General features: G+C 59.4%; 24 protein-coding genes. 23 read left to right on the forward strand and 1 reads right to left on the reverse strand.

Annotation, left to right across the window (positions count from 1 at the left end):
- Positions 1-13: 13 nt before the first annotated feature.
- Complete coding sequence (locus CLU85_RS08650) at positions 14-988, reverse strand: NADPH:quinone oxidoreductase family protein (RefSeq protein ID WP_100409912.1); 975 nt, start codon at positions 986-988, stop codon at positions 14-16.
- Positions 989-1,166: 178 nt separating this feature from the next.
- Here CLU85_RS08650 and surE point away from each other — a divergent pair, with 178 nt between their 5' ends.
- The 23 genes from surE to CLU85_RS08765 all read left to right on the forward strand — a co-directional run bounded on the left by surE (position 1,167) and on the right by CLU85_RS08765 (position 24,040).
- Entirely contained in the window at positions 1,167-1,955 is a 789-nt protein-coding gene (gene surE / locus CLU85_RS08655) for a 5'/3'-nucleotidase SurE (RefSeq protein ID WP_100409913.1), read from the forward strand.
- A gap of 95 nt (positions 1,956-2,050) precedes the next feature.
- A complete protein-coding gene (locus CLU85_RS08660) occupies positions 2,051-2,728 on the forward strand; it encodes a protein-L-isoaspartate(D-aspartate) O-methyltransferase (RefSeq protein ID WP_369858178.1) in 678 nt (225 codons plus the stop codon).
- A gap of 12 nt (positions 2,729-2,740) precedes the next feature.
- The gene (locus tag CLU85_RS08665) at positions 2,741-3,652 is read left to right on the forward strand and encodes a peptidoglycan DD-metalloendopeptidase family protein (protein WP_100409915.1); all 912 of its coding nucleotides are present in this window, start codon (positions 2,741-2,743) and stop codon (positions 3,650-3,652) included.
- Positions 3,653-3,711: 59 nt separating this feature from the next.
- Positions 3,712-4,695, forward strand: a complete 984-nt coding sequence (locus tag CLU85_RS08670) for an RluA family pseudouridine synthase (RefSeq protein WP_232727929.1) — start codon at positions 3,712-3,714, stop codon at positions 4,693-4,695.
- A 148-nt stretch (positions 4,696-4,843) separates the two neighbouring features.
- Positions 4,844-5,581 carry an SMC-Scp complex subunit ScpB gene (scpB, locus tag CLU85_RS08675; RefSeq protein ID WP_100409917.1) on the forward strand — a complete coding sequence of 246 codons (738 nt, stop codon included), beginning with the start codon at positions 4,844-4,846 and terminating at the stop codon, positions 5,579-5,581.
- Positions 5,581-7,125, forward strand: coding sequence for a pseudouridine synthase (locus CLU85_RS08680; RefSeq protein WP_100409918.1), 1,545 nt, complete (start codon positions 5,581-5,583; stop codon positions 7,123-7,125). Before scpB ends, CLU85_RS08680 begins: the two co-directional genes overlap by 1 nt.
- Positions 7,126-7,211: 86 nt before the next feature.
- On the forward strand, positions 7,212-7,637 hold the full coding sequence (ndk, locus tag CLU85_RS08685; RefSeq protein ID WP_100409919.1) for a nucleoside-diphosphate kinase: 426 nt from the start codon (positions 7,212-7,214) through the stop codon (positions 7,635-7,637).
- A gap of 87 nt (positions 7,638-7,724) precedes the next feature.
- Positions 7,725-8,837: a 23S rRNA (adenine(2503)-C(2))-methyltransferase RlmN gene (rlmN, locus tag CLU85_RS08690; RefSeq protein WP_100409920.1), complete on the forward strand. Its 1,113-nt coding sequence runs from the start codon at positions 7,725-7,727 to the stop codon at positions 8,835-8,837.
- A gap of 33 nt (positions 8,838-8,870) precedes the next feature.
- Positions 8,871-9,707 (forward strand): type IV pilus biogenesis/stability protein PilW, encoded by an 837-nt coding sequence (gene pilW, locus CLU85_RS08695; protein WP_100409921.1) that lies wholly within the window; start codon positions 8,871-8,873, stop codon positions 9,705-9,707.
- Positions 9,700-10,620, forward strand: a complete 921-nt coding sequence (locus CLU85_RS08700; RefSeq protein ID WP_100409922.1) for a RodZ domain-containing protein — start codon at positions 9,700-9,702, stop codon at positions 10,618-10,620. The genes pilW and CLU85_RS08700 overlap by 8 nt, the downstream gene beginning before the upstream one ends.
- Positions 10,621-10,631: 11 nt before the next feature.
- Complete coding sequence (gene ispG, locus CLU85_RS08705) at positions 10,632-11,888, forward strand: flavodoxin-dependent (E)-4-hydroxy-3-methylbut-2-enyl-diphosphate synthase (protein WP_100412443.1); 1,257 nt, start codon at positions 10,632-10,634, stop codon at positions 11,886-11,888.
- A gap of 120 nt (positions 11,889-12,008) precedes the next feature.
- Positions 12,009-13,304 carry a histidine--tRNA ligase gene (hisS, locus tag CLU85_RS08710; RefSeq protein ID WP_232727930.1) on the forward strand — a complete coding sequence of 432 codons (1,296 nt, stop codon included), beginning with the start codon at positions 12,009-12,011 and terminating at the stop codon, positions 13,302-13,304.
- Between the two features lie 18 nt (positions 13,305-13,322).
- The gene (locus tag CLU85_RS08715; protein ID WP_100409924.1) at positions 13,323-14,012 is read left to right on the forward strand and encodes a tetratricopeptide repeat protein; all 690 of its coding nucleotides are present in this window, start codon (positions 13,323-13,325) and stop codon (positions 14,010-14,012) included.
- A gap of 44 nt (positions 14,013-14,056) precedes the next feature.
- Positions 14,057-15,178 (forward strand): outer membrane protein assembly factor BamB, encoded by a 1,122-nt coding sequence (gene bamB / locus CLU85_RS08720; protein ID WP_100412444.1) that lies wholly within the window; start codon positions 14,057-14,059, stop codon positions 15,176-15,178.
- Positions 15,179-15,191: 13 nt separating this feature from the next.
- On the forward strand, positions 15,192-16,535 hold the full coding sequence (der, locus tag CLU85_RS08725; RefSeq protein WP_100409925.1) for a ribosome biogenesis GTPase Der: 1,344 nt from the start codon (positions 15,192-15,194) through the stop codon (positions 16,533-16,535).
- A 106-nt stretch (positions 16,536-16,641) separates the two neighbouring features.
- A complete protein-coding gene (gene hfq, locus CLU85_RS08730; protein ID WP_100412445.1) occupies positions 16,642-16,896 on the forward strand; it encodes an RNA chaperone Hfq in 255 nt (84 codons plus the stop codon).
- A gap of 60 nt (positions 16,897-16,956) precedes the next feature.
- Complete coding sequence (gene hflX / locus CLU85_RS08735) at positions 16,957-18,132, forward strand: GTPase HflX (RefSeq protein ID WP_100409926.1); 1,176 nt, start codon at positions 16,957-16,959, stop codon at positions 18,130-18,132.
- Positions 18,133-18,185: 53 nt separating this feature from the next.
- Complete coding sequence (gene hflK, locus CLU85_RS08740) at positions 18,186-19,550, forward strand: FtsH protease activity modulator HflK (RefSeq protein WP_100409927.1); 1,365 nt, start codon at positions 18,186-18,188, stop codon at positions 19,548-19,550.
- A gap of 9 nt (positions 19,551-19,559) precedes the next feature.
- Positions 19,560-20,468 carry a protease modulator HflC gene (gene hflC / locus CLU85_RS08745; protein ID WP_100409928.1) on the forward strand — a complete coding sequence of 303 codons (909 nt, stop codon included), beginning with the start codon at positions 19,560-19,562 and terminating at the stop codon, positions 20,466-20,468.
- A 43-nt stretch (positions 20,469-20,511) separates the two neighbouring features.
- Positions 20,512-20,694, forward strand: a complete 183-nt coding sequence (locus tag CLU85_RS08750) for a DUF2065 domain-containing protein (RefSeq protein WP_100409929.1) — start codon at positions 20,512-20,514, stop codon at positions 20,692-20,694.
- A gap of 90 nt (positions 20,695-20,784) precedes the next feature.
- Positions 20,785-21,933 (forward strand): ATP phosphoribosyltransferase regulatory subunit, encoded by a 1,149-nt coding sequence (locus CLU85_RS08755; protein WP_100409930.1) that lies wholly within the window; start codon positions 20,785-20,787, stop codon positions 21,931-21,933.
- A 27-nt stretch (positions 21,934-21,960) separates the two neighbouring features.
- Complete coding sequence (locus CLU85_RS08760; protein WP_100409931.1) at positions 21,961-23,337, forward strand: adenylosuccinate synthase; 1,377 nt, start codon at positions 21,961-21,963, stop codon at positions 23,335-23,337.
- A gap of 178 nt (positions 23,338-23,515) precedes the next feature.
- Positions 23,516-24,040 (forward strand): phosphoribosyltransferase, encoded by a 525-nt coding sequence (locus CLU85_RS08765; RefSeq protein ID WP_100409932.1) that lies wholly within the window; start codon positions 23,516-23,518, stop codon positions 24,038-24,040.
- The last annotated feature ends 245 nt before the right edge of the window (positions 24,041-24,285 follow it).

Here is a 24,285-nt window from a genome sequence, read left to right on the forward strand (position 1 = left end):
GCCGGTGGGTTGCTTAGTTCACCATCACGAGTTTGCCCATCACGCCGCGCGAGCCCATGTGGGCGTAGGCGGCGGGCAGCTCGGCCATGGGCATGGTGCGGTCGATCACGGGTTTGATCTTGCCTTGGGCGTACCACTGGGCCAGTTCTCCCATCATCGCGGCGTTGGCCTTGGGCTCACGTTTGGCGAAGTCGCCCCAGAAGACACCCACGATGGACGCGCCTTTGAGTAACGCCAGGTTGAATGGCAGTGCGGGGATAGGGCCGGACGCAAAACCCACCACCAGATATCGCCCGCGCCAGGCGATGGAGCGGAAGGCGGGCTCGGCAAAGTCACCGCCCACCGGGTCATAAATCACGTCCGGGCCCTTGCCGTCCGTTAGGGCCTTGATTGCATCGCGCAGGTTGTCCTTGCTGTAGTTGATGGTGGCATCGGCTCCGATGGAGGTGCACAGCGCACATTTTTCGTCGCTGGAGGCCGCAGCAATCACACGCGCACCCATGGCCTTGGCAATCTGGATGGCTGCCGTGCCCACGCCGCCCGCAGCGCCCAGCACCAGCACCGTTTCGCCAGCCTTGAGCTGTGCGCGGTCCACCAGTGCGTGGTGTGAGGTGGCGTAGATCATGATGAATGCGGCGGCATCCACGTGCGAGAAACCGTCTGGCAGGGGCATGCACAAAGCGGCAGGCGCGATGGTGTGAGTGCCAAATCCCCCGGTGCCCGACAGGCACGCCACGTTTTGCCCCGCTTTGAGGTGCGTGACGCCATCACCCACTGCGGTGACCACGCCGGCATATTCTGAGCCCGGCACAAAAGGCAGTGGGGGCTTCATCTGGTACTTGTTTTGCACGATGAGCAGGTCAGGGAAATTCAGACTCGCGGCCTTGATCTCGATAAGCACTTCACCGGCCTTGGGGGCGGGTGTGGGCAATTCGGTCCAGTTGAGGGCGTCAACGCCGGTTGGGTTGGTGCAGAGCCAAGCGTGCATGGGAGTCTCCTGTCTGTTTTCGATGATGGGCCGCATGATAGGGGGGGCTTGTGGGGGCTTGATGTCCCAAGAGCGACGAGCGCCCGACGGGCCTTGCCAGGGAAAGCATCGTGCCGTCATCGGGGAGGGTGATGCCATGCCCCACCTACAATCCGTTGCAATCCCCCTCATCGCGACCATGAAGATTCTGATTTCCAACGACGACGGCTACCAGGCCCCTGGCATCGTGGCTTTGCATGATGCGCTCAAGACCCTCGAGGGTGTGGAGGTGGAGGTTGTCGCGCCTGAGCACAACAACAGCGCCAAGTCGAACGCGCTCACCCTGCATTCGCCGTTGTACGTCCATACGGCCTTCAACGGGTTTCGCTATGTGAACGGAACGCCAGCAGACTGTGTGCACATCGCGCTCACCGGGCTGCTGGGCTACCGGCCTGATCTGGTGGTGTCTGGCATCAACAACGGTGCCAACATGGGCGATGACACCATCTATTCGGGCACGGTAGGGGCGGCCATGGAAGGGTATCTGTTCGGCGTTCCCGCCATCGCGTTTTCTCAGGTGGACAAGGGTTGGGGCGAGTTGGAGGCTGCTGCTGCCAAGGCCCGCGAGATCGTGGCGCAGATGCGGGCCCAGAATCTGGTGAGCGAAACGCCCTGGCTGCTGAATGTGAACATTCCCAATATGCCCCTTGACGTATTGAAACCCATCAAGCTGTGCCGCCTGGGGCGTCGTCATTCGGCAGAGCGCGTCATCGTGCAGGAAAGCCCCCGTGGTGAGGCAATGTATTGGATTGGTGGGGCAGGGGCTGCCAAGGATGATGCGGAAGGGACTGACTTTCATGCCACGGCACAAGGTCATGTGTCCATCACGCCGCTCAAGGTAGATCTGACCGACCACGACAACCTCGGCTATTGGGCGCAGACGGCGTCTCGTTTGGTGGCGGGGGCGGCTGCCTCCTCTGGGGTGTGATGCAGCGCCGCCCAGGATTTCCGGCCAGACTACCGGGATCAGACAACGCTGCCGCTGGCAAGACCGCTGCGCAGGCATCGGCGGCGCGAAAGTCCATGGCTGCTGCCCCGGTGGGTGTGGGGCTGGACTCTTCTGCCATCAGGGCCCGCATGGTGCAAAAGCTGGCGGCAGGAGGGGTTACTTCTGCGTCGGTGCTGCAGGCGATGGGGGTTGTGGAGCGCCATCGTTTTGTAGACAGTGCGCTGGTCAATCAGGCCTACGAGGACACCAGTCTGCCCATCGGACTGGGGCAGACCATCTCCAAACCCAATGTGGTGGCGCGCATGTGCGAGTTGTTGCTGGGTGCCGAGGGGGCTCGTGTTGGTGGCCTGGGGCGTGTTCTCGAAATCGGCACAGGCTGTGGCTATCAGGCTGCGGTATTGAGCCTATTGGCGAAAGAGGTTTACACGCTGGAGCGGTTGCGCGGTTTGCACGACAAGGCGCGCAACAATCTTCGCCCCTTCCGACTGGCCAATGTTCATCTGTTGTTTGGCGATGGCATGTTGGGGTATGCCAAAGGCGCCCCTTACGCTGCAATCATTGCGGCAGCAGGCGGCGACGCCGTTCCTCAGGCCTGGTGTGACCAATTGGCCATCGGCGGGCGCCTGGTGGCGCCTATGGCGCTGGCCGGCGGGCAGCAGATGTTGCTTGTGATCGACAAAACCCCGCACGGATTGAAACAAAACGTGCTCGAACCTGTTCATTTTGTCCCTCTAAAATCGGGGATTGCGTAAAGGGAATTGCTTATGTTCGTATCGCGTGGTCTTGTGGTGGGGTTTACCGTGGCAGTGGCGGGGCTGGTGCTCTCCGGCTGTGGCACCCGCATGAACAAGGCTCCTGTGGAAGATCGGGGCACATCCTCATCCTCTTCGCCTGCATCGGCGGCACAACCCGGGGTGGTGGTCGGCTCCCCGATCAAGCCGTTGCCAGGGGCTGAAAATGCGGGCAAACCGGGCTACTACACCGTCAAGCCTGGGGATACCCTGATTCGCATCGGCCTGGAGTCAGGCCAGAGCTGGAAGGATATTGCCCGCTGGAACAACCTGGAAAACGCCAATTTGATCGAGGTGGGTCAGGTCCTGCGGGTTGCTCCACCCTCGGCCGCTGCGACCGCAGTGGCTTCGGACAGTGGCGTTGTAACGAGGCCAGTGACTTCCTCGACCGTGGCACCTGCAAGCAGCCCGGCTTCTGCCGCCAGCGCCTCTAAATCGGGGGCGTCCTCCGCACCAGGCACTGTGGTGGCGGTGGCTCCTGCCACGCCATCGCCTGCAGCAGCGCCCGCTGGCGACGACGATATGGCGTTCATCTGGCCGGCCCCAGGTTCGCTGATTGCTGGTTTTGACGAGGCACGCAACAAGGGTTACGACATTGCAGGCAAGGCGGGCGAGCCTATCCTGGCTGCAGCGGATGGTCGTGTCGTTTATGCGGGTGCAGGGTTGCGGGGGTATGGCAATCTGGTCATCCTCAAGCACAACAATACGTTCCTTACGGCCTATGCCCACAACCAGGCGTTGCTGGTCAAGGAGGATCAGGCCGTGCGCAAGGGGCAGAAGATCGCTGAGATGGGTAGCACCGATGCGGACCGCGTCAAGCTCCACTTTGAGATCCGGCGCCAGGGCAAGCCCGTGGATCCATCGCGCTACCTGCCCGCCCGTTGAACCCGATGGTGGCCGGCTCGCCGCAAGGCATTGCTCTTGGCTCAGGGGTTTCTGTGGAGATGAGCGATGACCTTCTGGTGGATGAGTCGGAGGCGCTTGTTGGTGTAGACAGCGAACTGCGCTCCATGGTCGTGGGGGTGGCGCAACATGCCGCTCGTCTGGACAAGGCGCTGGCGGATCTTGTTCCCGAGTTCTCTCGCAGTTATCTGCAGCAATTGCTTGTGCAGGGGCTTGTCAGCCTCAATGGCAAGCCGACTTCCAAGGCATCGGCCCGCGTCAAGGCCGGCGACCAGTTGGTCCTGGAGATGCGGCCCACCTTGCAGAGTCAGGCCTTTCGGCCCGAGTCCATGGTCATTGACGTGGTGTACGAGGACGCCCACCTGCTGGTGGTGAACAAACCGGCTGGATTGGTCGTTCATCCGGCGCCAGGCAACTGGAGTGGGACCTTGCTTAACGGCTTGCTCGCGCGAGATGAAAAGGCGCTGCTGGTTCCGCGTGCTGGCATTGTTCACCGACTTGACAAGGACACCAGTGGCCTCATGGTTGTGGCCCGAGACCGCGCCACGATGGATGCATTGGTCACTTTGATTGCCGAGCGCAAAGTCAAGCGACAGTACGTTGCCATGGCGCATGGTGGCTGGACGGGGCCCAAAAGCCGCTCGGTGGAAGCTCCTATCGGAAGGGATCCCCGCAACCGGCTCCGAATGGCTGTTGTGGATCTCGCTCTGCATGCGGGAAAGTCCGCACGGACCGACGTGTTGTGCTTGGAGGCCAGCGAGCATGGGTGCTGGGTGCAGTGCACCTTGCACACGGGGCGTACACACCAGATTCGGGTGCATATGGCCTCGTTGAGGCACCCTTTGGTCGGAGACAGTTTATATGGCGGAGCCCCGCTTGGGGGCATGCAACGCCAGGCGCTGCATGCTTACCGACTGGCGTTCGTGCATCCGATGACGGGAAACGCGCTGGAGTTTCATGCGCCGGTGCCTGGGGATATGCGGCAGGCACTGTCTTTTTGGGGGCTGGGCTACAATGCGCCCTGACGGCCAAATCGGCCTCTAGCCCGAAGACGGAGTCCCGCCGGGCTCTTGCGTCGCGCCAGCGTCCTTGCACAGCGCGCCATTGATTGCCCCCTGCTGTTGATGTGACACCCGTTGCAACGCGTGGCACTTTTCCAGGAATCGCTGAACCATGAACACGGTGGATGCCAAAAGGGTCCTCGAAACTGCGTTGATTTGCGCGCAGCAGCCAGTGCCTTTGCGCGAACTGCGGGTGCTTTTTAACGATGCGTTGGGCTCTGATACGCTGAAAATTTTGCTGCAAGAGTTGCAGCTTGACTGGGCACAGCGTGGAGTGGAGCTGGTCCCGGTGGCCACCGGTTGGCGTTTTCAAAGCCGCCCTGAGATGCGTGAATACCTTGACCGGCTGCATCCTGAGAAACCTCCGCGTTATACGCGGGCAACCATGGAAACCTTGGCCATCATTGCCTACCGCCAGCCGGTGACGCGTGGTGATATTGAGGACATTCGAGGAGTAACGGTCAATAGTCTGATCATCAAACAATTGGAAGATCGGGGCTGGGTGGAGGTCATCGGGCACAGGGAAACCGTAGGACGCCCTGCGCTGTTTGCAACCACCCGCCAGTTTTTGGATGACATGGGCTTGCAGTCCCTCGATCAATTGCCGGTGCTTGATGATCCTTCGGGCAATGTGAATGTGTTGGAAGCCATGGCAGCTGCCGCCCAGGGCTCGATTGAGACGGAGCCTGTGTTGGCGGCGGGTGTGCCTGAGGCAGAGGTGCACCAAGCCCTTACCCCTCTATTGGACCGCGTTGATGCGCCGCCAATGGATGATTTTTTTCAGACAACGGAGATTGATCTCCGTGATGACCATGCTGATACCCCGGGTGGTATTCAGGGAAACATTTGATGAACGATACGACCCCCGAAAATCCGGACGCAGTGCCGGTGGCTGATGTCGCTGACACGGCCTCGGCTACCAAGAAGCCCGCAGCCAAGCGTGCGCCGCGCAAGAAGGCCTTGCCTGCTGCTGAGGCGGCACCGGTGAGTTCCTCCGATGCGGTCGTCGCAGCCGAAGGGGTCCATGAATCGTCCGTTGAGATGCCGCTGGCCGTTGATGTTGTGGTAAAAGCCGTGCCAATGGCCGTCGCGGCGGGGGCTTCCGATGTCGGGAGCGCTGCCCCACAAGAAGCGCGCAGGAATCACGGCGAGCCACAGAGTCGCCAGCCGCGTCCGCAAGGCGCTGGTCGCGACAAGCGTAAGGCAGCGTCGGCGGTGGATGGTTACCAATTTGAAGATGTGGTCTCTGGCCGCTTTGATGAGGATGATGCGTCGGCAGAAGCAGTTCCTGCAAAGCGGGTCTTGTTGCCGCAGGTTGAAACGCCCAAGCTCCACAAGGTGCTGGCTCAGGCGGGGCTTGGCTCGCGACTGGAAATGGAGCAATTGATTCTGGAGGGGCGTATCTCCGTGAACAACGAGCCCGCCCATATCGGCCAGCGCATCCAGTTCGGAGATCAGGTCAAGGTCAATGGCAGGCCCATTCGCTATCGCATTGACCCGCCTCCGGCACGCGTTATTGCGTACCACAAGCCTGTGGGTGAAGTGGTGACCCATGACGACCCCCAAAACAGACCGACTGTTTTTCGCAAGCTGCCTCGGCTGATGCAGGGCAAATGGCAGTCTGTGGGGCGTCTGGATTTGAATACCGAAGGTTTGCTGCTGTTTACCAGTTCGGGTGAATTGGCCAACAAACTCATGCATCCCCGTTTCGGCCTGGAGCGTGAATACGCGGTGCGTGTGCTGGGTGCGCTCAGTAACGAGGAAAAGCAGAAGCTGCTGGATGGCGTGCGCCTGGATGACGGCATGGCGTCGTTTGGCTCTATCGAAGATGGGGGTGGTGAAGGTTCCAATTGTTGGTACAGGGTCACCATTTCTGAAGGGCGCAACCGCGAGGTGCGGCGCATGCTGGAATCTGTGGGCCATGCGGTGAGTCGCCTGATCCGTATCCGTTACGGCGCGATGGTGCTTCCCCGGGGGTTGAAGCGAGGTGCCTGGATGGAGTTGGATGAAAGCGATATCCGCGCTCTGGTTCAGGCGGCGGGTGCCGCTCGTCCCGAGGCGGCCGAAGGGCGCGCGGAGGCTGGGGTTGGTGAGCGCAGTGGCAGTGGCTATCGGAACAAGGGCCGCGGGGGGCTTCGCGGTGGTGATGGGCCGCGTCGCGATATGTCTCAGGGCGGTGGCGCTCGTGGTCAGCAACCTCGTCGTGATGGCGGGGGGCAAGGGCAGGGCGTGCGTGGCAACAAGGCCGATAGTGGTGATCGTCAGCGCGGTGGCTCCCAGCCCGATCCGATGAAAACGTCCGTTGGCTATATCGGCATGGACAGCCTTTCAAGGCAGCGGCAAGACAAACGCCGTCCGGGTGGCGGTGGTCCCCGGCGTGGCGGCGGGCGTTGAGTCTGTGCAGGGCTTCCACGGTTAGAATCGAGGGCTTTGTCCGATGGGCAAACGAATCACAGCAACATTCATTCAGGAATATCAAAATGGCTATCGAACGCACTCTCTCTATCATCAAGCCCGACGCAGTGGCCAAGAATGTCATCGGTCAGATCTACGCGCGTTTTGAAGCCGCTGGCCTCAAGGTGGTGGCTGCACGCATGGCCCATCTGTCGCGCCTGGAAGCTGAGCAGTTCTACGCTGTGCACAAGGCGCGTCCATTCTTCAAGGATCTGGTGGACTTCATGATCTCGGGTCCCGTGATGATTCAAGCCCTGGAAGGCGAGAACGCGATTCTGAAGAACCGCGAACTGATGGGCGCCACGGACCCCAAGAAGGCAGAAGCAGGCACCATTCGCGCTGATTTCGCTGACAGCATCGATGCCAATGCGGTGCACGGTTCGGATGCCGCCGAGACGGCCGCTGCGGAAGTGGCTTTCTTCTTCCCCGGTCTGAACATTTTCTCGCGCTGATATGGTGGCTCCCATGCCTGTTCCCGCAACCGTGGGATGTCTGCGCCATGGGGGCAGTTGTGTCCGGCCCACTGGGAGGTCGGCGCAATGACGACCAATTTGCTGGAGTTTGATCTCGACGGCCTTGCGGCCTTTTGTGAGCAGCTGGGTGAAAAGCGCTTTCGCGCGACCCAACTGTTCCGCTGGATTCATCAGCGTGGTGCGAGCAACTTCGACGCCATGAGCGATCTGGCCAAGGCTTTGCGTGGCAAGCTCAATGGGTGTGCGAAGGTGGAGGCCCTGCCGGTTGTCTCTGAGCATGTCTCCTCGGATGGCACGGTGAAGTGGTTGTTTGATGTGGGGGATGGCAATGCGGTCGAGGCCGTGTTCATCCCCGAGGATGACCGTGGAACGCTGTGTGTGTCATCGCAAGCGGGGTGCGCGGTGGGGTGCCGTTTTTGCTCCACGGGGCATCAGGGTTTCAGCCGAAATTTGACCACCGGCGAGATACTGGCTCAGTTGTGGTTTGCCGAGCACACCCTTCGGCAGCGCTTTAATACTGAAGAGCGCGTGATCTCCAACGTGGTCATGATGGGAATGGGCGAGCCGCTGCAGAACTACGCGGCGCTGGTGCCGGCCTTGCGTGTGATGTTGGACGACCACGGGTATGGGCTCTCGCGGCGGCGTGTGACGGTCTCTACGTCGGGTGTCGTGCCCATGATGGACCGTCTTTCCCAAGACTGCCCGGTCGCTTTGGCGGTTTCTTTGCACGCTCCGAACGACCCATTGCGTGACAATTTGGTGCCGCTCAATCGCAAGTACCCGATTCAGGAGTTGCTGGAGGCCTGCAGCCGCTACTTGGCTCATGCGCCTCGCGACTTCATCACATTCGAGTATTGCATGCTGGATGGCGTCAATGACCAAATGGAGCACGCGCAGCAGCTTGTCGAATTGGTCAAGCGTTCCGGGGTCCGTTGCAAATTCAACCTGATTCCCTTCAATCCTTTTCCCGCATCAGGGCTCTTGCGGTCGGCGCAAAATCAGGTTGCTGCTTTTGCGAAGGCTTTGAGCGATGCCGGGATTGTCACGACGGTGCGAAAGACCCGGGGTGATGATATCGATGCGGCCTGTGGTCAGTTGGCTGGCGATGTCAAAGACCGAACCCGTGCCGCTGAGCGCATGGCAAAGCAGCGCACAATCGTGCTCAAACCGGTGACTTGATCAGGCGATCGGCAAACTTCAAGGAGGCTCTACATGGTGGGATTGGTTGGACGCTGGCAGCATTTCGGCCGCTGGACATTCGCGACATGTAGTGCGGTGGTATGCCTCGTGGCGCTTCAGGGGTGCGCGACAACCAACAATATGGCCGCCGTCAGTGATGCGGATGCCGGTTTGGTGACGCCCTCCGATGAGCCTGAAACACGGCGCCGCGCCCGCATTCGCCTGGAGCTTGCGGCGAACTATTTCGAGATGGGGCAGACCACCGTGGCCTTGGATGAGGTCAAACAGGCGCTTGCTGCAGACCCCAGCTATGCCGACGCTCTCAACCTGCGTGGATTGATTTATATGCGGTTGAATGATTATCCGCAGGCCGAAGACAGTTTTCGCCGCGCATTGGCGTTGCGGGGCAACGATTCCAATTTGCTTCACAATTATGGCTGGTTGTTGTGCCAGCAACAAAAGTATGCGGATGCGGATCAATTTTTTGGTCGGGCGATTGCCAATCCTGCGTATACCGCCCGCGGCAAGACGCTGATGGCGCGGGGGCTTTGCCAGTCAGGGGCCGGTCAATTTGCAGAAGCTGAGCAGTCGTTTCTCAAGGCCTATGAAATGGACGCGGCCAATCCGGTGGTGGGTTACCACCTTGCGGCCCTGTTGCTGCGGCGCAATGAGCTGACCCGGTCGCAGTTCTATATTCGGCGCCTCAATAATGGCGAGTATGCCAACTCCGAGTCGTTGTGGCTGGGTATTAAGGTGGAGCGCGCTTTGGGTGACTCTGTGGCCATGAGGCAACTGGCGGGCCAGTTGCGCAAGCGATTCCCGGATTCGCGGGAATTAGGTGCTTACGAACGCGGGGCTTTCAATGAGTGAGGTTGTGGAGAGTGGTGGTGGTTTGACGGCGGGTGGGTTGCTCCGAGAGGCCCGTTTGGCATCCGGATTGCACATCGCAGCGCTGGCAGTGGCGCTGAAGGTGCCTGTCAACAAGCTGGAGGCTTTGGAGGCAGACAACTTTACGGTGCTGCCTGACACCGTGTTTGTGCGCGCCTTGGCGTCCAGTGTGTGCCGGACTCTCAAGATCGACCCCGTTCCCATTTTGTCGCTACTGCCGCAAAGCCCTAGTCCACGCTTGTCTGCTGACAGTGCGGGGATCAATGCCCCGGTCAAGGGCCGCGTGGGCAAGTCTTCCGTGTCCTCGGCTTCATTTTCCGGCGGAGGGGCTGTCTCCCGGCCCGTGGCATGGGTTGTTCTCGCTCTGCTTGTGGGGGCGCTGATTCTGTATTTCTTTCCTCGACATGAAGAGGGTTCTACCTTGTCTGAGGTAGTGGCGGTCATGCCTCCCGATGCCGTATCGGTAGAGGTGCCCGCTTCTACCGCTGCGGCAGAGCGTCCCGCAGAGACCCATATGGGGGGCTTGCCGGCAACAACAGCCACGGTTGCTGCAACGGCCACCGTTGTTACGCCGGCAGTGGCGCCGGCGTCGGTTGCCCTGGTCCCGGCATCGGTGCCTGCCGTGTTGACAGGTGCGGATGTGGCTGCTGACGCATTGACGGGCACACTGGTATTGCGCGCACGCAGTGCATCATGGGTTCAGGTAAAAGACGCTACGGGTGCTCTGGCTTTGCAGCGCAGTTTGGCGGCGGGGGAGTCTGTATCGGTGTCGGCCCCCACCCCACTGGCTGTTGTTGTGGGGCGCGCAGATGCGACGGAGGTGATTGTTCGTGGCAAACCGTTCGATCTGACCGCCGTATCGCGTGAAAACGTCGCTCGTTTCGAGGTGAAGTAGTGCAGAACCCTTTGCGTGATTTTGGCCCCGTTGCGGTCGCTGCTCCTTTGCCCCGTCGTTCACGCCAGGCAAAGATTACTTGGGGCTCCCGGATTGTCACCGTGGGTGGTGATGCTCCAGTGCGGGTGCAGTCCATGACGAATACGGACACAGTGGATGTTATCGGTACAGCGATTCAAGTCAAGGAACTGGCCCAGGCAGGCTCTGAGTTTGTCCGCATCACCGTCAATACCCCGGAGGCGGCAGCCGCAGTGCCCCATATCCGCGAACAGCTGGACAGGATGGGTGAGAGCGTGCCGCTGGTGGGGGATTTCCACTACAACGGCCACCGCCTTCTCACGGATTTCCCGGACTGTGCGCAGACGCTCTCCAAGTACCGTATCAACCCGGGCAATGTTGGTAAGGGCGACAAGCGCGACAGGCAGTTCGGCCAGATGATCGATGCCGCCATGCGCTGGGACAAGGCAGTGCGTATTGGTGTGAATTGGGGCAGCCTGGACCAGGAGCTGCTTGCCAGTCTGATGGATGAAAATAGCCGGCGCGCACAACCCTGGGAGGCGCGGCAGGTGATGTACGAGGCGCTGATTACCTCCGCCATTGAGTCTGCTCGGCAAGCCGAAGGCATGGGTTTGAATGGCGATCAGATCATCCTCTCGTGCAAAGTCAGCGGCGTGCAGGACCTGATTGCTGTCTACCGGGCACTCGCGCGCCGTTGTGACTATGCGTTGCATCTGGGGCTGACCGAGGCAGGTATGGGCACCAAGGGTACTGTGGCATCCAGCACGGCGCTGGGGGTCCTGCTTCAGGAGGGAATTGGCGACACCATTCGTGTCTCGCTCACCCCCCAACCCGGCGAAGCGCGTACGCAGGAGGTGGTGGTTGCCTCTGAAATTCTGCAGTCGCTGGGTCTGCGTGTGTTCGTTCCCAGTGTCACCGCTTGCCCGGGCTGCGGGCGCACCACGAGCACCACGTTCCAGGAGTTGGCCAAGCAGATTGATGACTACTTGCGCGCGCAAATGCCTGTTTGGCGTGTGCGCTACCCGGGTGTGGAAGGCATGAAGGTGGCTGTGATGGGCTGCATCGTCAATGGCCCCGGTGAGAGCAAACATGCCGACATTGGCATTAGCCTGCCTGGTACAGGCGAGGCCCCGGCCGCTCCTGTGTTTATTGACGGCGAAAAGGCCCTGACCCTGCGCGGTGAACGCATTGCCGATGAGTTCCATGCCATCGTCGAGCAGTACGTCGAGCGGCGCTACGGGCGACATTGATTTGCTACTAAAATGATAGCTTTTGGCGCATGATTTATGGGCGCCAGAGCCCATTTTCATTCAAAAATTCAGGAAAATATCGTAGTGAGTAAAGTGCAGAAGCTGAGCGCCGTCAAAGGCATGAACGACATCCTGCCCGCCTCGGTGCCTCGCACCGAAAAGCTGCCGACCTCCGCGCGCTGGCAGTGGTTCGAGGTGGCGGTGCGCAAGGTGCTTGCCCGCTATGGATACCAGTACATGCTGACACCCATCGTAGAGCCCACGGCGCTGTTCGTGCGCGGGTTGGGCGAGGTGACGGATATCGTCGAAAAGGAGATGTACTCCTTTACCGATTCGATGAACGGCGACAAACTTACTTTGCGCCCCGAGGCCACAGCGGGCATCGTGCGTGCTGTGGTTGAGCACAACGCGCTGTACAACGGCCCGCTGCGTGTGTGGACGCATGGCCCTATGTTCCGCCATGAGCGTCCGCAAAAAGGGCGTTATCGCCAGTTCCACCAGCTGGATGTGGAGGCGTTGGGCTTCGCCGGGCCGGACGTGGATGCGGAAATCATCCTGGTTGCCCGCGCCCTGTGGCGCGAACTGGGCCTGATTGAAGGACAGCATGTGCGGCTGGAAATCAACAGCCTGGGCCAGAGCGCTGAACGCCGCGAGCACCGGGATGCTCTGATCCGATATTTCGAGCAGCACCAAGCACAGCTCGACGAAGAAGCGCGCCGCCGTTTGCACAGCAATCCGCTCCGCATACTGGACAGCAAGAATCCAGCAATGCAGGCGTTGATCGAAGCTGCGCCGAAATTGATGGACTTCCTGGGCGAGGCCTCGCTTGCTCACTTCGATGCCGTGCGGGCTGCGCTGGAAGCCGTGGGCTTGGAATATCGCGTGAATCCGCGCCTGGTGCGTGGTATGGACTACTACAACCTGACGGTGTTTGAGTGGGTGACCGATCAACTGGGTTCGCAAGGCACGGTGTGCGGCGGCGGGCGCTATGACGGACTGATCGAGCAACTCGGCGGCAAGAGTGCGCCTGCCGTGGGCTTTGGTTTGGGGATAGAGCGTTTGCTGTTGCTGGCCGACGAACTCAATCTGCCCATGCCTTCGGCGGCGGTGGATGCCTATGCCATCGTGCCTCCCGGCACTCCGCTGCCCCCTGTCATTGCATTGCTGGAGACACTGCGCACTGCGGGGCTGAGTGTGGTGCAGCATGCGGGCGGTGCAGAAGGCTTGGGCAGCATGAAATCCCAATTCAAAAAGGCCGATGCCAGCGGCGCGCGCCATGCACTCATCTTCGGCGAAGATGAACTTGCACGCGGTCAAGTCACCGTCAAGGCCTTGCGCGATGGCAGCGGCGCGCAGGTGGAGCACTCCCTGGCCGATGCGGCGCAATGGGCCGCCACCCTACAATCCAACGCTTAATTAGAACAGCTGACCTCTATGGCCAACCATCTCGATCTCGAAGAACAAGAGCAGCTTGACCAGCTCAAGCATTTCTGGAACACCTGGGGCACGCTCATCAGCTCAGTGCTGATTGTGGTGGCGGGCTCCGCTGCCGCCTGGAACGGTTATCAGTATTGGCAAAACAGACAGGCAACTCAAGCTGCTGCACTTTTCGATGCCGTGGACGTGGCCGCGCGATCGGGTGACAAATCGCGCATGGAGCAGGCATTTGGTGATTTGAAATCCAAGTATGCAAGTACCACGCAGGCCGGCCAGGCGGGCCTGGCTTTCGCCAAGTCCCTGCAGGATGCCGGCAATGCCGATGGCGCCAAGGAAGCGCTGGTTTGGGTGGCTGAGCAGGCTGGGGACGAGGGGCTCAAGGCATTGGCCCGGTTGCGTCTGGCCAGCGTGCTGATGGACCAGAAAAACTACGATGAGGCGCTCAAGCAGGTTTCTGGCAGTTTCCCTCCAGAGTTCGCGTCCGTCGCTGCAGACCGTAAAGGTGATGTCCTGTTGTTGCAGGGCAAACGCCAGGAGGCCATTGCTGAATACACCAAGGCCTATAAGGGCTTTGAAGAAGGTGTCGAGTACCGGCGCCTGGTCGAAATCAAGCTAAATGCGCTGGGTGTGTCGCCACAAAGCGCAACGGTGGTTGCGGCCACCACTTCTTCCACGGAAGCAAAGTAAAAATGACATTGACTCCCAATGCGGTGACTGGCCGCCCATCCCTCATGCGCGTTACGGCTCTGGTTGTGCTTGTTGCGGCGCTGACCGGTTGTTCGCTGTGGAGTGGCGGTAGCGCGAAGCCCGTGCCAGCCGATTTAGGCGCGAATGTCGCGGTGCTTGGCGTTCGGCAGGCGTGGACTGCCCGTGTGGGCAGTGTCAGCGGCTTGCCCCTGGAGGTGCATGCTGCGGGTAATGTAGTGACGGTTGCCTCCGCCGAGGGTGTGGTGGCGGCCATTGATGCGCGTACTGGTGGGGATATCTGGCGCACGGCGCTGGGCGAGCCGCTTTCAGCAGCGGTCGGTAGCGATGGCAAGTCGGCGGCTGTGGTGTCGCGCAGCAATGCCCTGATTGTTGTGGAGTCTGGTCGTGAGCGGTGGCGCGAAAATCTCGCTTCCCAGGTCTTTACGCCACCGCTGGTCGCTGGTGGGCGTGTTTTTGTGTTGGCTGCAGACCGGTCTGTGTCGGCCTATGACGCTGCTACGGGGCGTCGGCTGTGGGCTCAGCAGCGTCCCGGCGAACCCCTTGTTTTGCGGCAAGCCGGCGTGCTCCTGGCTGTAGGCGATACCTTGGTGGTCGGGCTGTCTGGCCGACTGGTAGGGTTGAATCCTGACAACGGCAGCGTGCGCTGGGAAGCGCCCATCGCCAGCGCCCGTGGTACCAACGATGTGGAACGTCTGGTCGAGCTGGTCGGGCGTACCAGCAAGGTGGACGACAGCGTGTGCGCGCGATCATTTCAGACGGTTGTGGGTTGTGTGAATACAGCCCGAGGGACGGTGGCTTGGACGCAGCCTGCCAGCGGGGCCGAGGGCATTCACGGTGATGCTGATGCGCTTTTCGGTGTCGAAAGCAATGGTACGGTGGTCGCCTGGCGTCGCAATGATGGTTCGCGCTTGTGGGGAAGCGACAGGCTCAAACACCGCAAGCTGACAGCGCCGCTGCTGCTTGGGCGCTCCGTGGTCATCGGCGACGATGCAGGCCTGATTCACTTGCTGTCCCGCACGGATGGCGCTCCTCTCAACCGCGTTGCCACGGATGGTTCCGGTATTGCTGCTGCTCCTGTAGTGGCTGCTGACACCTTGGTGGTAGTTACCCGCAATGGCGGTATTTACGGATTCCGTCCTGATTGATCGGTCTTATTCAATGAAGCCAGTTATCGCCCTCGTGGGGCGTCCGAATGTCGGAAAGTCCACGCTTTTCAACCGCATGACCAAGTCGCGCGATGCCATCGTGGCTGACTTTGCAGGGCTTACGCGTGACCGGCATTACGGCAATGGCAAGCAGGGCAAGCACGAGTACATCGTGATCGACACTGGGGGCTTCGAGCCTGATGCGTCAAGCGGCATCTACCGCGAGATGGCCAAGCAGACGCAACAGGCGGTTGCGGAGGCCGATGTGGTCATTTTTGTGGTGGATGCCCGTGCTGGTGTGTCTGCGCAAGACCACGATATCGCGAATTATTTGCGCCGCTTGGGTAAGCCCTGCGTACTTGTTGCCAACAAGGCTGAGGGAATGTTGCAGGGCGTGCAGTTGGCAGAGTTCTACGAACTGGGGCTCGGGGAGGTCTATCCCGTGTCGGCTGCGCATGGTCAGGGCATCCGTAGCTTGGTGGATATCGCGCTGGAGCCTTTGAATTTGCCAGAGCCCGACGAGTTGGAGGCTTTGGCGGACAAGGGCATCATCAAATTGGCAGTGGCAGGTCGACCCAATGTAGGCAAGTCCACGCTGATCAACACGTGGTTGGGCGAAGAGCGGCTGGTTGCGTTTGATATGCCAGGTACTACCAGGGATGCCATCACGGTGCCGTTCGAGCGCAATGGCCAGCGCTTTGAGCTGGTGGACACTGCGGGCTTGCGTCGCAAGGGCAAGGTTTTTGAAGCAATCGAAAAATTCTCGGTGGTCAAAACGCTCCAAGCGATTGAGTCTGCAAACGTAGTGCTGCTTCTGTTGGACGCCACCCAGGGCGTGACAGATCAGGATGCCCATATCGCCGGATACATTCTGGAAAGTGGTCGTGCAGTGGTCCTAGCTGTCAACAAATGGGATGCCGTGGATGAGTACCAGCGCCAGTTGCTGGAGCGCTCTATTGAGACCCGGTTGGCTTTCTTGAAGTTTGCTTCGATGCACTTCATCTCGGCCAAGAAACGCCAAGGTCTGGGCCCGCTGTGGACATCTATCGCCCAGGCGCATCGCGCAGCTACTTGCAAGATGTCTACGCCGGTGCTCACTCGCCTGCTGCTGGAGGCGGTGCAGTTCCAAAGTCCGAAGCGGGCGGGAATGTTCCGCCCCAAGATGCGGTATGCGCACCAGGGGGGGATGAACCCGCCTGTGATTGTCATTCACGGGAACTCCCTGGAGCATGTGACGGACGCCTACAAGCGATTTCTGGAAGGGCGGTTCCGGAAAGAATTTGACTTGGTGGGAACACCCCTCCGAATTGAAATGAAAACTTCCCACAACCCCTTTGCCGACAAGGACGAGGGCTGAAAACAAAGTCGCGCATTGAGAAGGGCCATGCCAAATCGGCCAGGAAGCATGTCTTGGCTGTGGTAAGGTGCTGGTTTACAACAACATTTTGAACACGGAGAATATCGTGAGCAATAAAGGCCAGCTTTTGCAAGATCCCTTTCTCAACGCCTTGCGTCGGGAGCATGTGCCAGTTTCCATTTATTTGGTGAATGGCATCAAGCTGCAGGGGCAGATCGAATCCTTCGATCAGTATGTAGTTTTGCTCCGTAACACGGTGACCCAGATGGTATACAAACATGCCATCTCTACGATCGTTCCAGGTCGTGCGGTGAATTTTTCCACGGCAGATACGCCTGATGCAGATAGCAGCAACACTTGAGTTGTTGTTATTTAGGCGGTTCCTGCTTGTGAATCAGGCGCCACAAGAAGGCGACGTACTTTGAGTTCCGCTGTGCCTGCTCAGGGCGTTAGTGCTCCGGTATTGTTGGTCGGGGTAGATTTTGGTTTGCCTCATTTCGATGGTGAACTGGAGGAGCTAGGGCTTCTGGCCCAAACCGCCGGGATGCACCCCGTTGCGCGTATCACCTGCAAGCGTAAGGCGCCTGATGCAGCACTGTTCGTGGGCAGTGGCAAGGCTGATGAGATCCGTGCCTTGGCCCAGATGCATGGCGCTGTCGAGGTGCTTTTTGACCAGTCTTTGAGTCCCGCTCAGCAACGGAACCTGGAACGCCACATAGAGCTTCCGGTCAACGACCGCACGCTATTGATTCTGGAGATTTTTGCCCAGCGTGCACGCAGCCACGAGGGGAAACTCCAAGTGGAGTTGGCAAAGCTCCAATATGTGAGTACCCGTTTGGTTCGGCGGTGGTCCCACTTGGAGCGGCAGACGGGTGGCATCGGCGCTCGCGGCGGTCCTGGCGAAAAGCAGATTGAACTGGATCGGCGCATGATCGGTGATGCGATCAAGCGTACGCGTGATCGCCTGGTCAAGGTTCAGCGGCAACGGTCTACGCAACGACGGCAGCGTGAGCGCCGAGATACCTTCAACATTTCGCTGGTGGGATATACCAACGCCGGGAAGTCCACGCTGTTCAATGCCCTTGTCAAGGCGCGAGCCTATGCGGCTGATCAGTTGTTTGCAACGCTCGACACCACCACCCGCCAGTTGTATCTCGCCGATGCCGGTAGGTCCGTTTCTTTGTCTGACACCGTGGGTTTCATTCGAGATCTGCCCCACGGACTGGTCGATGCATTCCAGGCCACGTTGCAGGAGGCCATTGATGCAGATCTGTTGCTGCATGTTGTGGATGCATCTAACTCGGATTTTCCGGAACAGATGGCGCAGGTCGAGCGGGTTTTGCAAGAGATTGGCGCTGCTGACATTCCGCAGATACTGGTCTTCAATAAACTGGATGCAATGCCTGACGAGCGGCGCCCTGCAGATTTGCAGGACCAGTATGAGGTCGCTGGGCATATATTGCCGCGATTATTTGTCAGTGCCCGGTCCGGCGAGGGTCTTGAAAATTTACGCCATGCACTCGCAGCGAGGGTGCTTGCGACACGTGCGGACATGACCCCTGGTGATGCTGTTGAATTGCCAGATGTATTGCCCTGATTGGGCACAATGACAGACTGATTGACGCCACCCGAGAACCAGAGACTTTGCGCATGAATTTCCAAAATTGCACCCCACGCTGGGCATTGTTGCCAGAACGTATTCGGGGCATGTTCAACCTGAATGACCCCCGTTGGGGGCGTGGTGATGACAAGTCGGACGATGCAGGGCGTCCCGATGATCGAACTCCGCCCAACGGTTCTCGTGGTGGCGACCAGCGTCCCAGCAATGGTCAGCAGCCGCCAGATCTGGATGAACTTTGGCGTGATTTGAATCGCAAGCTGAGCGGTCTGTTCGGCGGCAAGAATGGTGGGGGACGGGGGCCTAACAACGGCGGCGGCACTGGTGGCGGGTTTCAGCCTGATATGAAGAGTGCAGGCGTAGGTGTTGGGTTGATTGCTGGGATTGTTTTCGTGATCTGGATGGGGACGGGTTTCTTCATCGTTCAGGAAGGGCAGCAGGCAGTCATTACCCAGTTTGGAAAGTACAAGAGCACAGTGGGGGCTGGTTTCAACTGGCGCCTGCCGTACCCTATTGAGCGTCATGAACTGGTTTTTGTGACCCAGATTCGTTCCGCAGATGTGGGCCGCGATAACGTCATCAAAAGCACGGGCTTGCGCGAATCTGCCATGCTCACCGAAGACGAGAACATCGTCGAAATCAAGTTCGCAGTGCAGTATCGTCTGAGTGATGCTCGGGCTTGGCTGTTCGAGAGCAAGAACCCGTCGGATGCCGTCGTCCAAGCTGCTGAGACGGCTGTGCGTGAAGTGGTCAGCAAGATGCGCATGGACACGGCGCTTGCTGAAGAACGCGATCAGATTGCCCCCCGGGTTCGCTCCCTGATGCAGACGATCTTGGATCGCTACAAAGTCGGTGTAGAGGTGGTTGGCATTAATTTGCAGCAAGGTGGTGTCCGCCCGCCCGAACAAGTACAAGCATCGTTTGATGATGTTTTGAAAGCGGGGCAAGAGCGTGAGCGTGCCAAAAATGAAGCACAAGCCTATGCCAATGACGTTATTCCACGCGCGGTCGGTTCCGCCTCTCGTCTGAACGAAGAGGCTGCGGCTTACAAGGCACGTATCGTGGCCCAGGCACAAGGCGATGCACAGCGTTTTTCATCTGTTCTTGCTGAGTACCAGAAGGCGCCACAAGTCACGCGCGATCGGATGTACCTCGACACGATGCAGCAGATCTATGGGAATGTGACCAAGGTTCTTGTCGATTCGCGACAAGGCTCCAACCTGTTGTATTTGCCGCTTGACAAGATCATGCAAGGTGTCGCCACCGGAGCGGGTGCTCTGGATGCGCCTGCTGTGAGTGCGGCTCCCGCTGCGGTGCCCACGGTGCCGTCGGCCAGTTTTTCCAACGATCCCAGGGCGCGTGACTCCAATCGCAGCCGTGAACGTGAATCTCGCTAGGAGCAGTTCGTGAACAGAGTCGGATTTATTGCATCCACCTTCCTGGTGGTGCTTGCTCTCATGAGCTCTATGCTTTTCGTTGTCGATCAACGGCAGTTTGGTGTTCTTTATGCTTTGGGACAGATCAAAGAAGTGATCACGGAGCCTGGACTCAATTTCAAGCTGCCTCCGCCGTTTCAGAACGTAACGTATATCGATAAACGCCTCCTGACATTGGACAGCACGGATACCGAGCCGATGCTGACCGCTGAAAAGCAGCGTGTTGTGATCGACTGGTATGTGCGCTGGCGCATATCTGAACCCACGGAGTACATCCGGAACGTGGGGCTGGATGAGAGTGCCGGTGCCATGCAGCTCAACCGCGTGGTCCGGAATGCCTTCCAGGAAGAGATCAACAAGCGCACTGTCAAGGAGCTTCTTTCGCTCAAGCGAGAGGCTTTGATGGCCGACGTCAAGCGCGAAGTTCTTGATACCGTTCGTGGAGCCAAACCTTGGGGCGTTGATGTTGTGGACGTCCGGATTACCCGCGTAGATTACGTGGAGGCCATCACGGAGTCTGTGTACCGCCGTATGGAAGCGGAGCGCAAGCGTGTGGCGAATGAGTTGCGCTCTACGGGTGCAGCGGAAGGCGAAAAAATACGGGCCGATGCCGATCGGCAACGCGAGATAGCGATCGCCAATGCATATCGTGATGCCCAGAAGGTCAAGGGCGAGGGTGATGCAGAAGCCGCACGCATCTATGCAGAAGCTTTTGGCCGTGATCCACAGTTTGCCCAGTTCTATCGCAGTCTGGAAGCCTATAAGTCGAGCTTCAACAAAAAGAGCGACGTGATGGTGCTTGATCCTTCTTCGTCGGACTTTTTCAAGGCTTTTCGAGGTGGCGCACCAGCCACTGCTACGATGCCTTCCCGCAAGTAATTGAGGGAGATACCAGCCATTTGGGGTTTCTTGGAATCATCTAATGGGGTGGGATAGTCTATGGAGCGCTCTGGCTTTGGTTTTGGTGATTGAGGGGCTCGTACCCTTCCTTTCTCCGCGAAGCTGGAGGCGCGCCGTTTTGCAAATAGCGCATCTGCAAGATGGTCAGATTCGATTTTTTGCACTGCTGGCCATCGTTATTGGCGCCTTGATGTTTTGGTTCTAACTGCCGTCATCCAGTATCGCCAGGAGATTCCCTAGGGACTCTTCGCTGGTGCCGGTAGAATCACGGTTTTAACAGCCTCCCCTTTTCTCCATGTCTGCTTGGGTCCTTCCGGATCACATTGCCGATGTCTTGCCGTCTGAAGCGCGGCACATCGAAGAATTGCGTCGCGGGCTGCTCGATACAGCGCGTTGTTACGGCTATGAGCTGGTCATGCCGCCTTTGATGGAGCACCTTGAGTCGCTCCTTACGGGCACCGGTGAGGCGCTCGATCTACAGACCTTCAAGTTGGTGGATCAGCTTTCCGGTCGTTCGATGGGGTTGAGGGCGGACACCACGCCCCAGGTTGCCCGCATTGATGCCCATCTGCTCAATCGTAACGGGGTCACGCGGTTGTGTTACTGCGGGCCGGTATTGCACACCCGCCCTGATCGGCCTCATGCGACTCGTGAGCCGCTCCAGTTTGGCGCTGAAATCTATGGGCATTCAGGCCTTGAGGCAGATCTGGAAGCATTGCAGCTAGCCAGAGAGTGCTTGCGCGTGGCAGATGTTCGCGACACCAGCATTGACCTGGCGGATGTGCGCATCGTTCGCAGTCTGTTGGCGGGCGTTGTTGTGAATCCGCAGATGTTGAGTGTCATCCATGCCGCTCTGGCTGCCAAAGATACTAGCGAGTTGGCAGCATTGACCCGCAGTTTTCCCATGGAGTCCCGAGAAGGTCTTCTTGCATTGCCGCAGTTGTATGGCGATATTTCTGTCTTGAATGAGGCGGAAAAAGTCCTTAAGCGGATATCTGGTGTGTCTAAGGTGCTATCAAATCTGAGATGGTTGGCATCTCGGTTGGATGGTGCGACGGTCACTTTTGACTTGGCCGATTTGCGCGGTTACGCCTACTACAGCGGGGCACGGTTTGCGATCTATGCGCGCGGTGCCAGTGATGCGCTGGTCCGTGGCGGTCGATACGATGAAGTTGGTGCAGTTTTTGGACGTAACCGCCCGGCGGCTGGTTTCAGCCTGGATATCAAGCAGGTGGTGGGTGTAGTGCCGCCGCGTGCATTGAAAGCAGCCATTCGTGCGCCCTGGGGAGAGGCTGTTGATGTGAATGCTGCCATCGCCGAGTTGCGTTCAGCAGGAGAGACGGTGGTTTGCGTTTTGCCGGGGCACGAGAGCGAAGTGGACGAATTTCATTGCGACCGTGAACTGGTTCAGGTTGCGGGTCAATGGGTCGTGCAGGCTGTTTGAGCAATTGTCATTTGAATTGGGTTTGAGATGAAAGTAACCAAAGGTCGCAACGTAGTGGTGGTCGGTACCCAGTGGGGCGACGAAGGCAAGGGCAAACTAGTCGACTGGTTGACGGAGAGCGCGCAGGGCGTGGTCCGCTTCCAGGGCGGCCACAATGCAGGCCACACCCTCGTGATCAACGGCGTAAAAACGGCGCTGCACCTGATTCCCAGTGGCATCATGCGCCCTGGCGTGAAGTGCTATATCGGCAACGGCGTGGTTTTGTCCGCTGCCAAGCTCTTCGAGGAAATCGAAGGTCTTGAAAAGGCCGGCGTGGAAGTGCGTTCGCGCCTGCGCATCAGCGAAGCCTGCCCGCTGATCCTGCCCTTCCATGCAGCTATTGATGTAGCGCGTGAAGCTGCGCGCGAGCAGGGTGGTGCTGAGAAGATCGGTACCACCGGCCGCGGCATCGGCCCCGCCTATGAAGACAAGATCGCCCGCCGCGCCCTGCGCGTGCAGGACCTGAAGTACCCCGACCGCTTCGCCGCCAAGCTGCGCGAACTGCTGGACCTGCACAACCACGTGCTCACCACCTACCTGGGCTCGGACAAGTTCGTCTTTGGCGATGCATTGAAGCCCTACATCCAGGACGGCAAAGTGCAGTTCGACGTGGTGTACGCAGAAGCCATGCGCCATGCCGAGCTGCTAAAGCCCATGATGGCCGACGTCTCGCGCGAGCTGAACGAAGCCAACAAGGCTGGCGCCAACCTTCTGTTCGAGGGCGCACAGGGCACGCTGCTGGATGTAGACCATGGCACCTATCCTTACGTGACCTCCAGCAACTGTGTGGCGGGCAACGCCGCCGCCGGTTCAGGCGTGGGCCCTGGCATGCTGCACTACATCCTGGGCATTACCAAGGCCTACTGCACCCGCGTGGGCGGCGGTCCGTTCCCGACCGAACTCGACTGGGAAACTCCGGGTACGCCTGGTTACCACATGAGTACCATCGGTGCTGAAAAGGGTGTGACCACTGGCCGCAGCCGCCGTTGCGGCTGGTTCGACGCCGCGCTGCTCAAGCGCAGCGCCCAGGTCAACGGGCTGTCCGGCCTGTGCATCACCAAGCTCGACGTGCTCGATGGCCTGGCCGAGTTGCTGCTGTGCATCGGCTACGAGCTCGACGGCGAGAAGATCGACTTGCTGCCGATGGGCGCAGAAGACATCGCACGTTGTACGCCCATCTACGAAACCCTGCCGGGCTGGACCGAAACCACCGTGGGTGTGACCGACTACGCCAAGCTGCCCGAAGCGGCGCGCCGCTACCTGGAGCGCATTGCGGAAGTGACTGGCGTGCCGGTGGATGTGATCTCCACCAGCCCGGACCGCGACCACACGATCATGATGCGCCACCCCTACGTGGCCGGCTGATACACCTCTCTGTCGCTGCCCTGGCCGACGCGAAGCCAGGACGGCGGTGCTGCAGAGCCCTTTGGCTGCGCGGCAGAACGCATTTCTGTACTTTCTCTATATAGCGATGAGGGGTTGCTCTGGCGTTGCTGCCGTGTGATCCTCTTGTCTACAAGCCATCATCCCAGGAGCCTCGCCTATGTTGACCGAAGACGGCAAACACCTGTACGTCAGTTATGACGAGTACCACAGCCTGATTGAAAAGCTGGCGCTCAAGGTGCACCAGTCGAACTGGGAGTTCGACACCATCCTGTGCCTGGCACGCGGTGGCCTGCGTCCCGGTGACATTCTGAGCCGCATCTTCGACAAGCCTCTGGCGATTATGTCGACGAGCTCGTACCGTGCCGAAGCCGGTACGGTGCAGGGTCACCTCGACATTGCCCGTTTCATCACCACCCCCAAGGGCGAAATCGCCGGCAAGGTGCTGCTGGTGGATGACCTGGCAGATTCGGGCCACACCCTGGAGGCCGTGATCACGATGCTCAAGACCAACTACACACCGATTACCGAGCTGCGCAGCGCCGTCATCTGGACCAAGGGCATGTCCAAGTTCACCCCCGACTACTCGGTGGAGTTCCTGCCCACAAACCCCTGGATCCACCAGCCCTTTGAAGGCTACGACAGCCTGAGCCCCGCAAAGCTGCTGGAGAAGTGGCGCGTCTGATGGGAAGTAGGCCAGCACATAAAAAGAAAGAGGGCGAAGCCCTTTTTTTCTTGATGCTGTCATAGAGAGCTGTCCCGTTCGCTGCATGCGATTGTGCGAATTCCTCGGGTTTTCCCTGCAGGTACGCGAAAGTGGTGCTATATTCGAGGGCTTCGCTACCAAGACCTCTGTATTGCAGTGGGTTGGTCGGCAGAAGGTGCTGCTTAGGTGGTGCGTTCTGCGGTTTGGGTGGTTGGGGCGGACTT

This window comes from Acidovorax sp. 69 (assembly GCF_002797445.1).
Classification (GTDB): Bacteria; Pseudomonadota; Gammaproteobacteria; order Burkholderiales; family Burkholderiaceae_C; genus Acidovorax.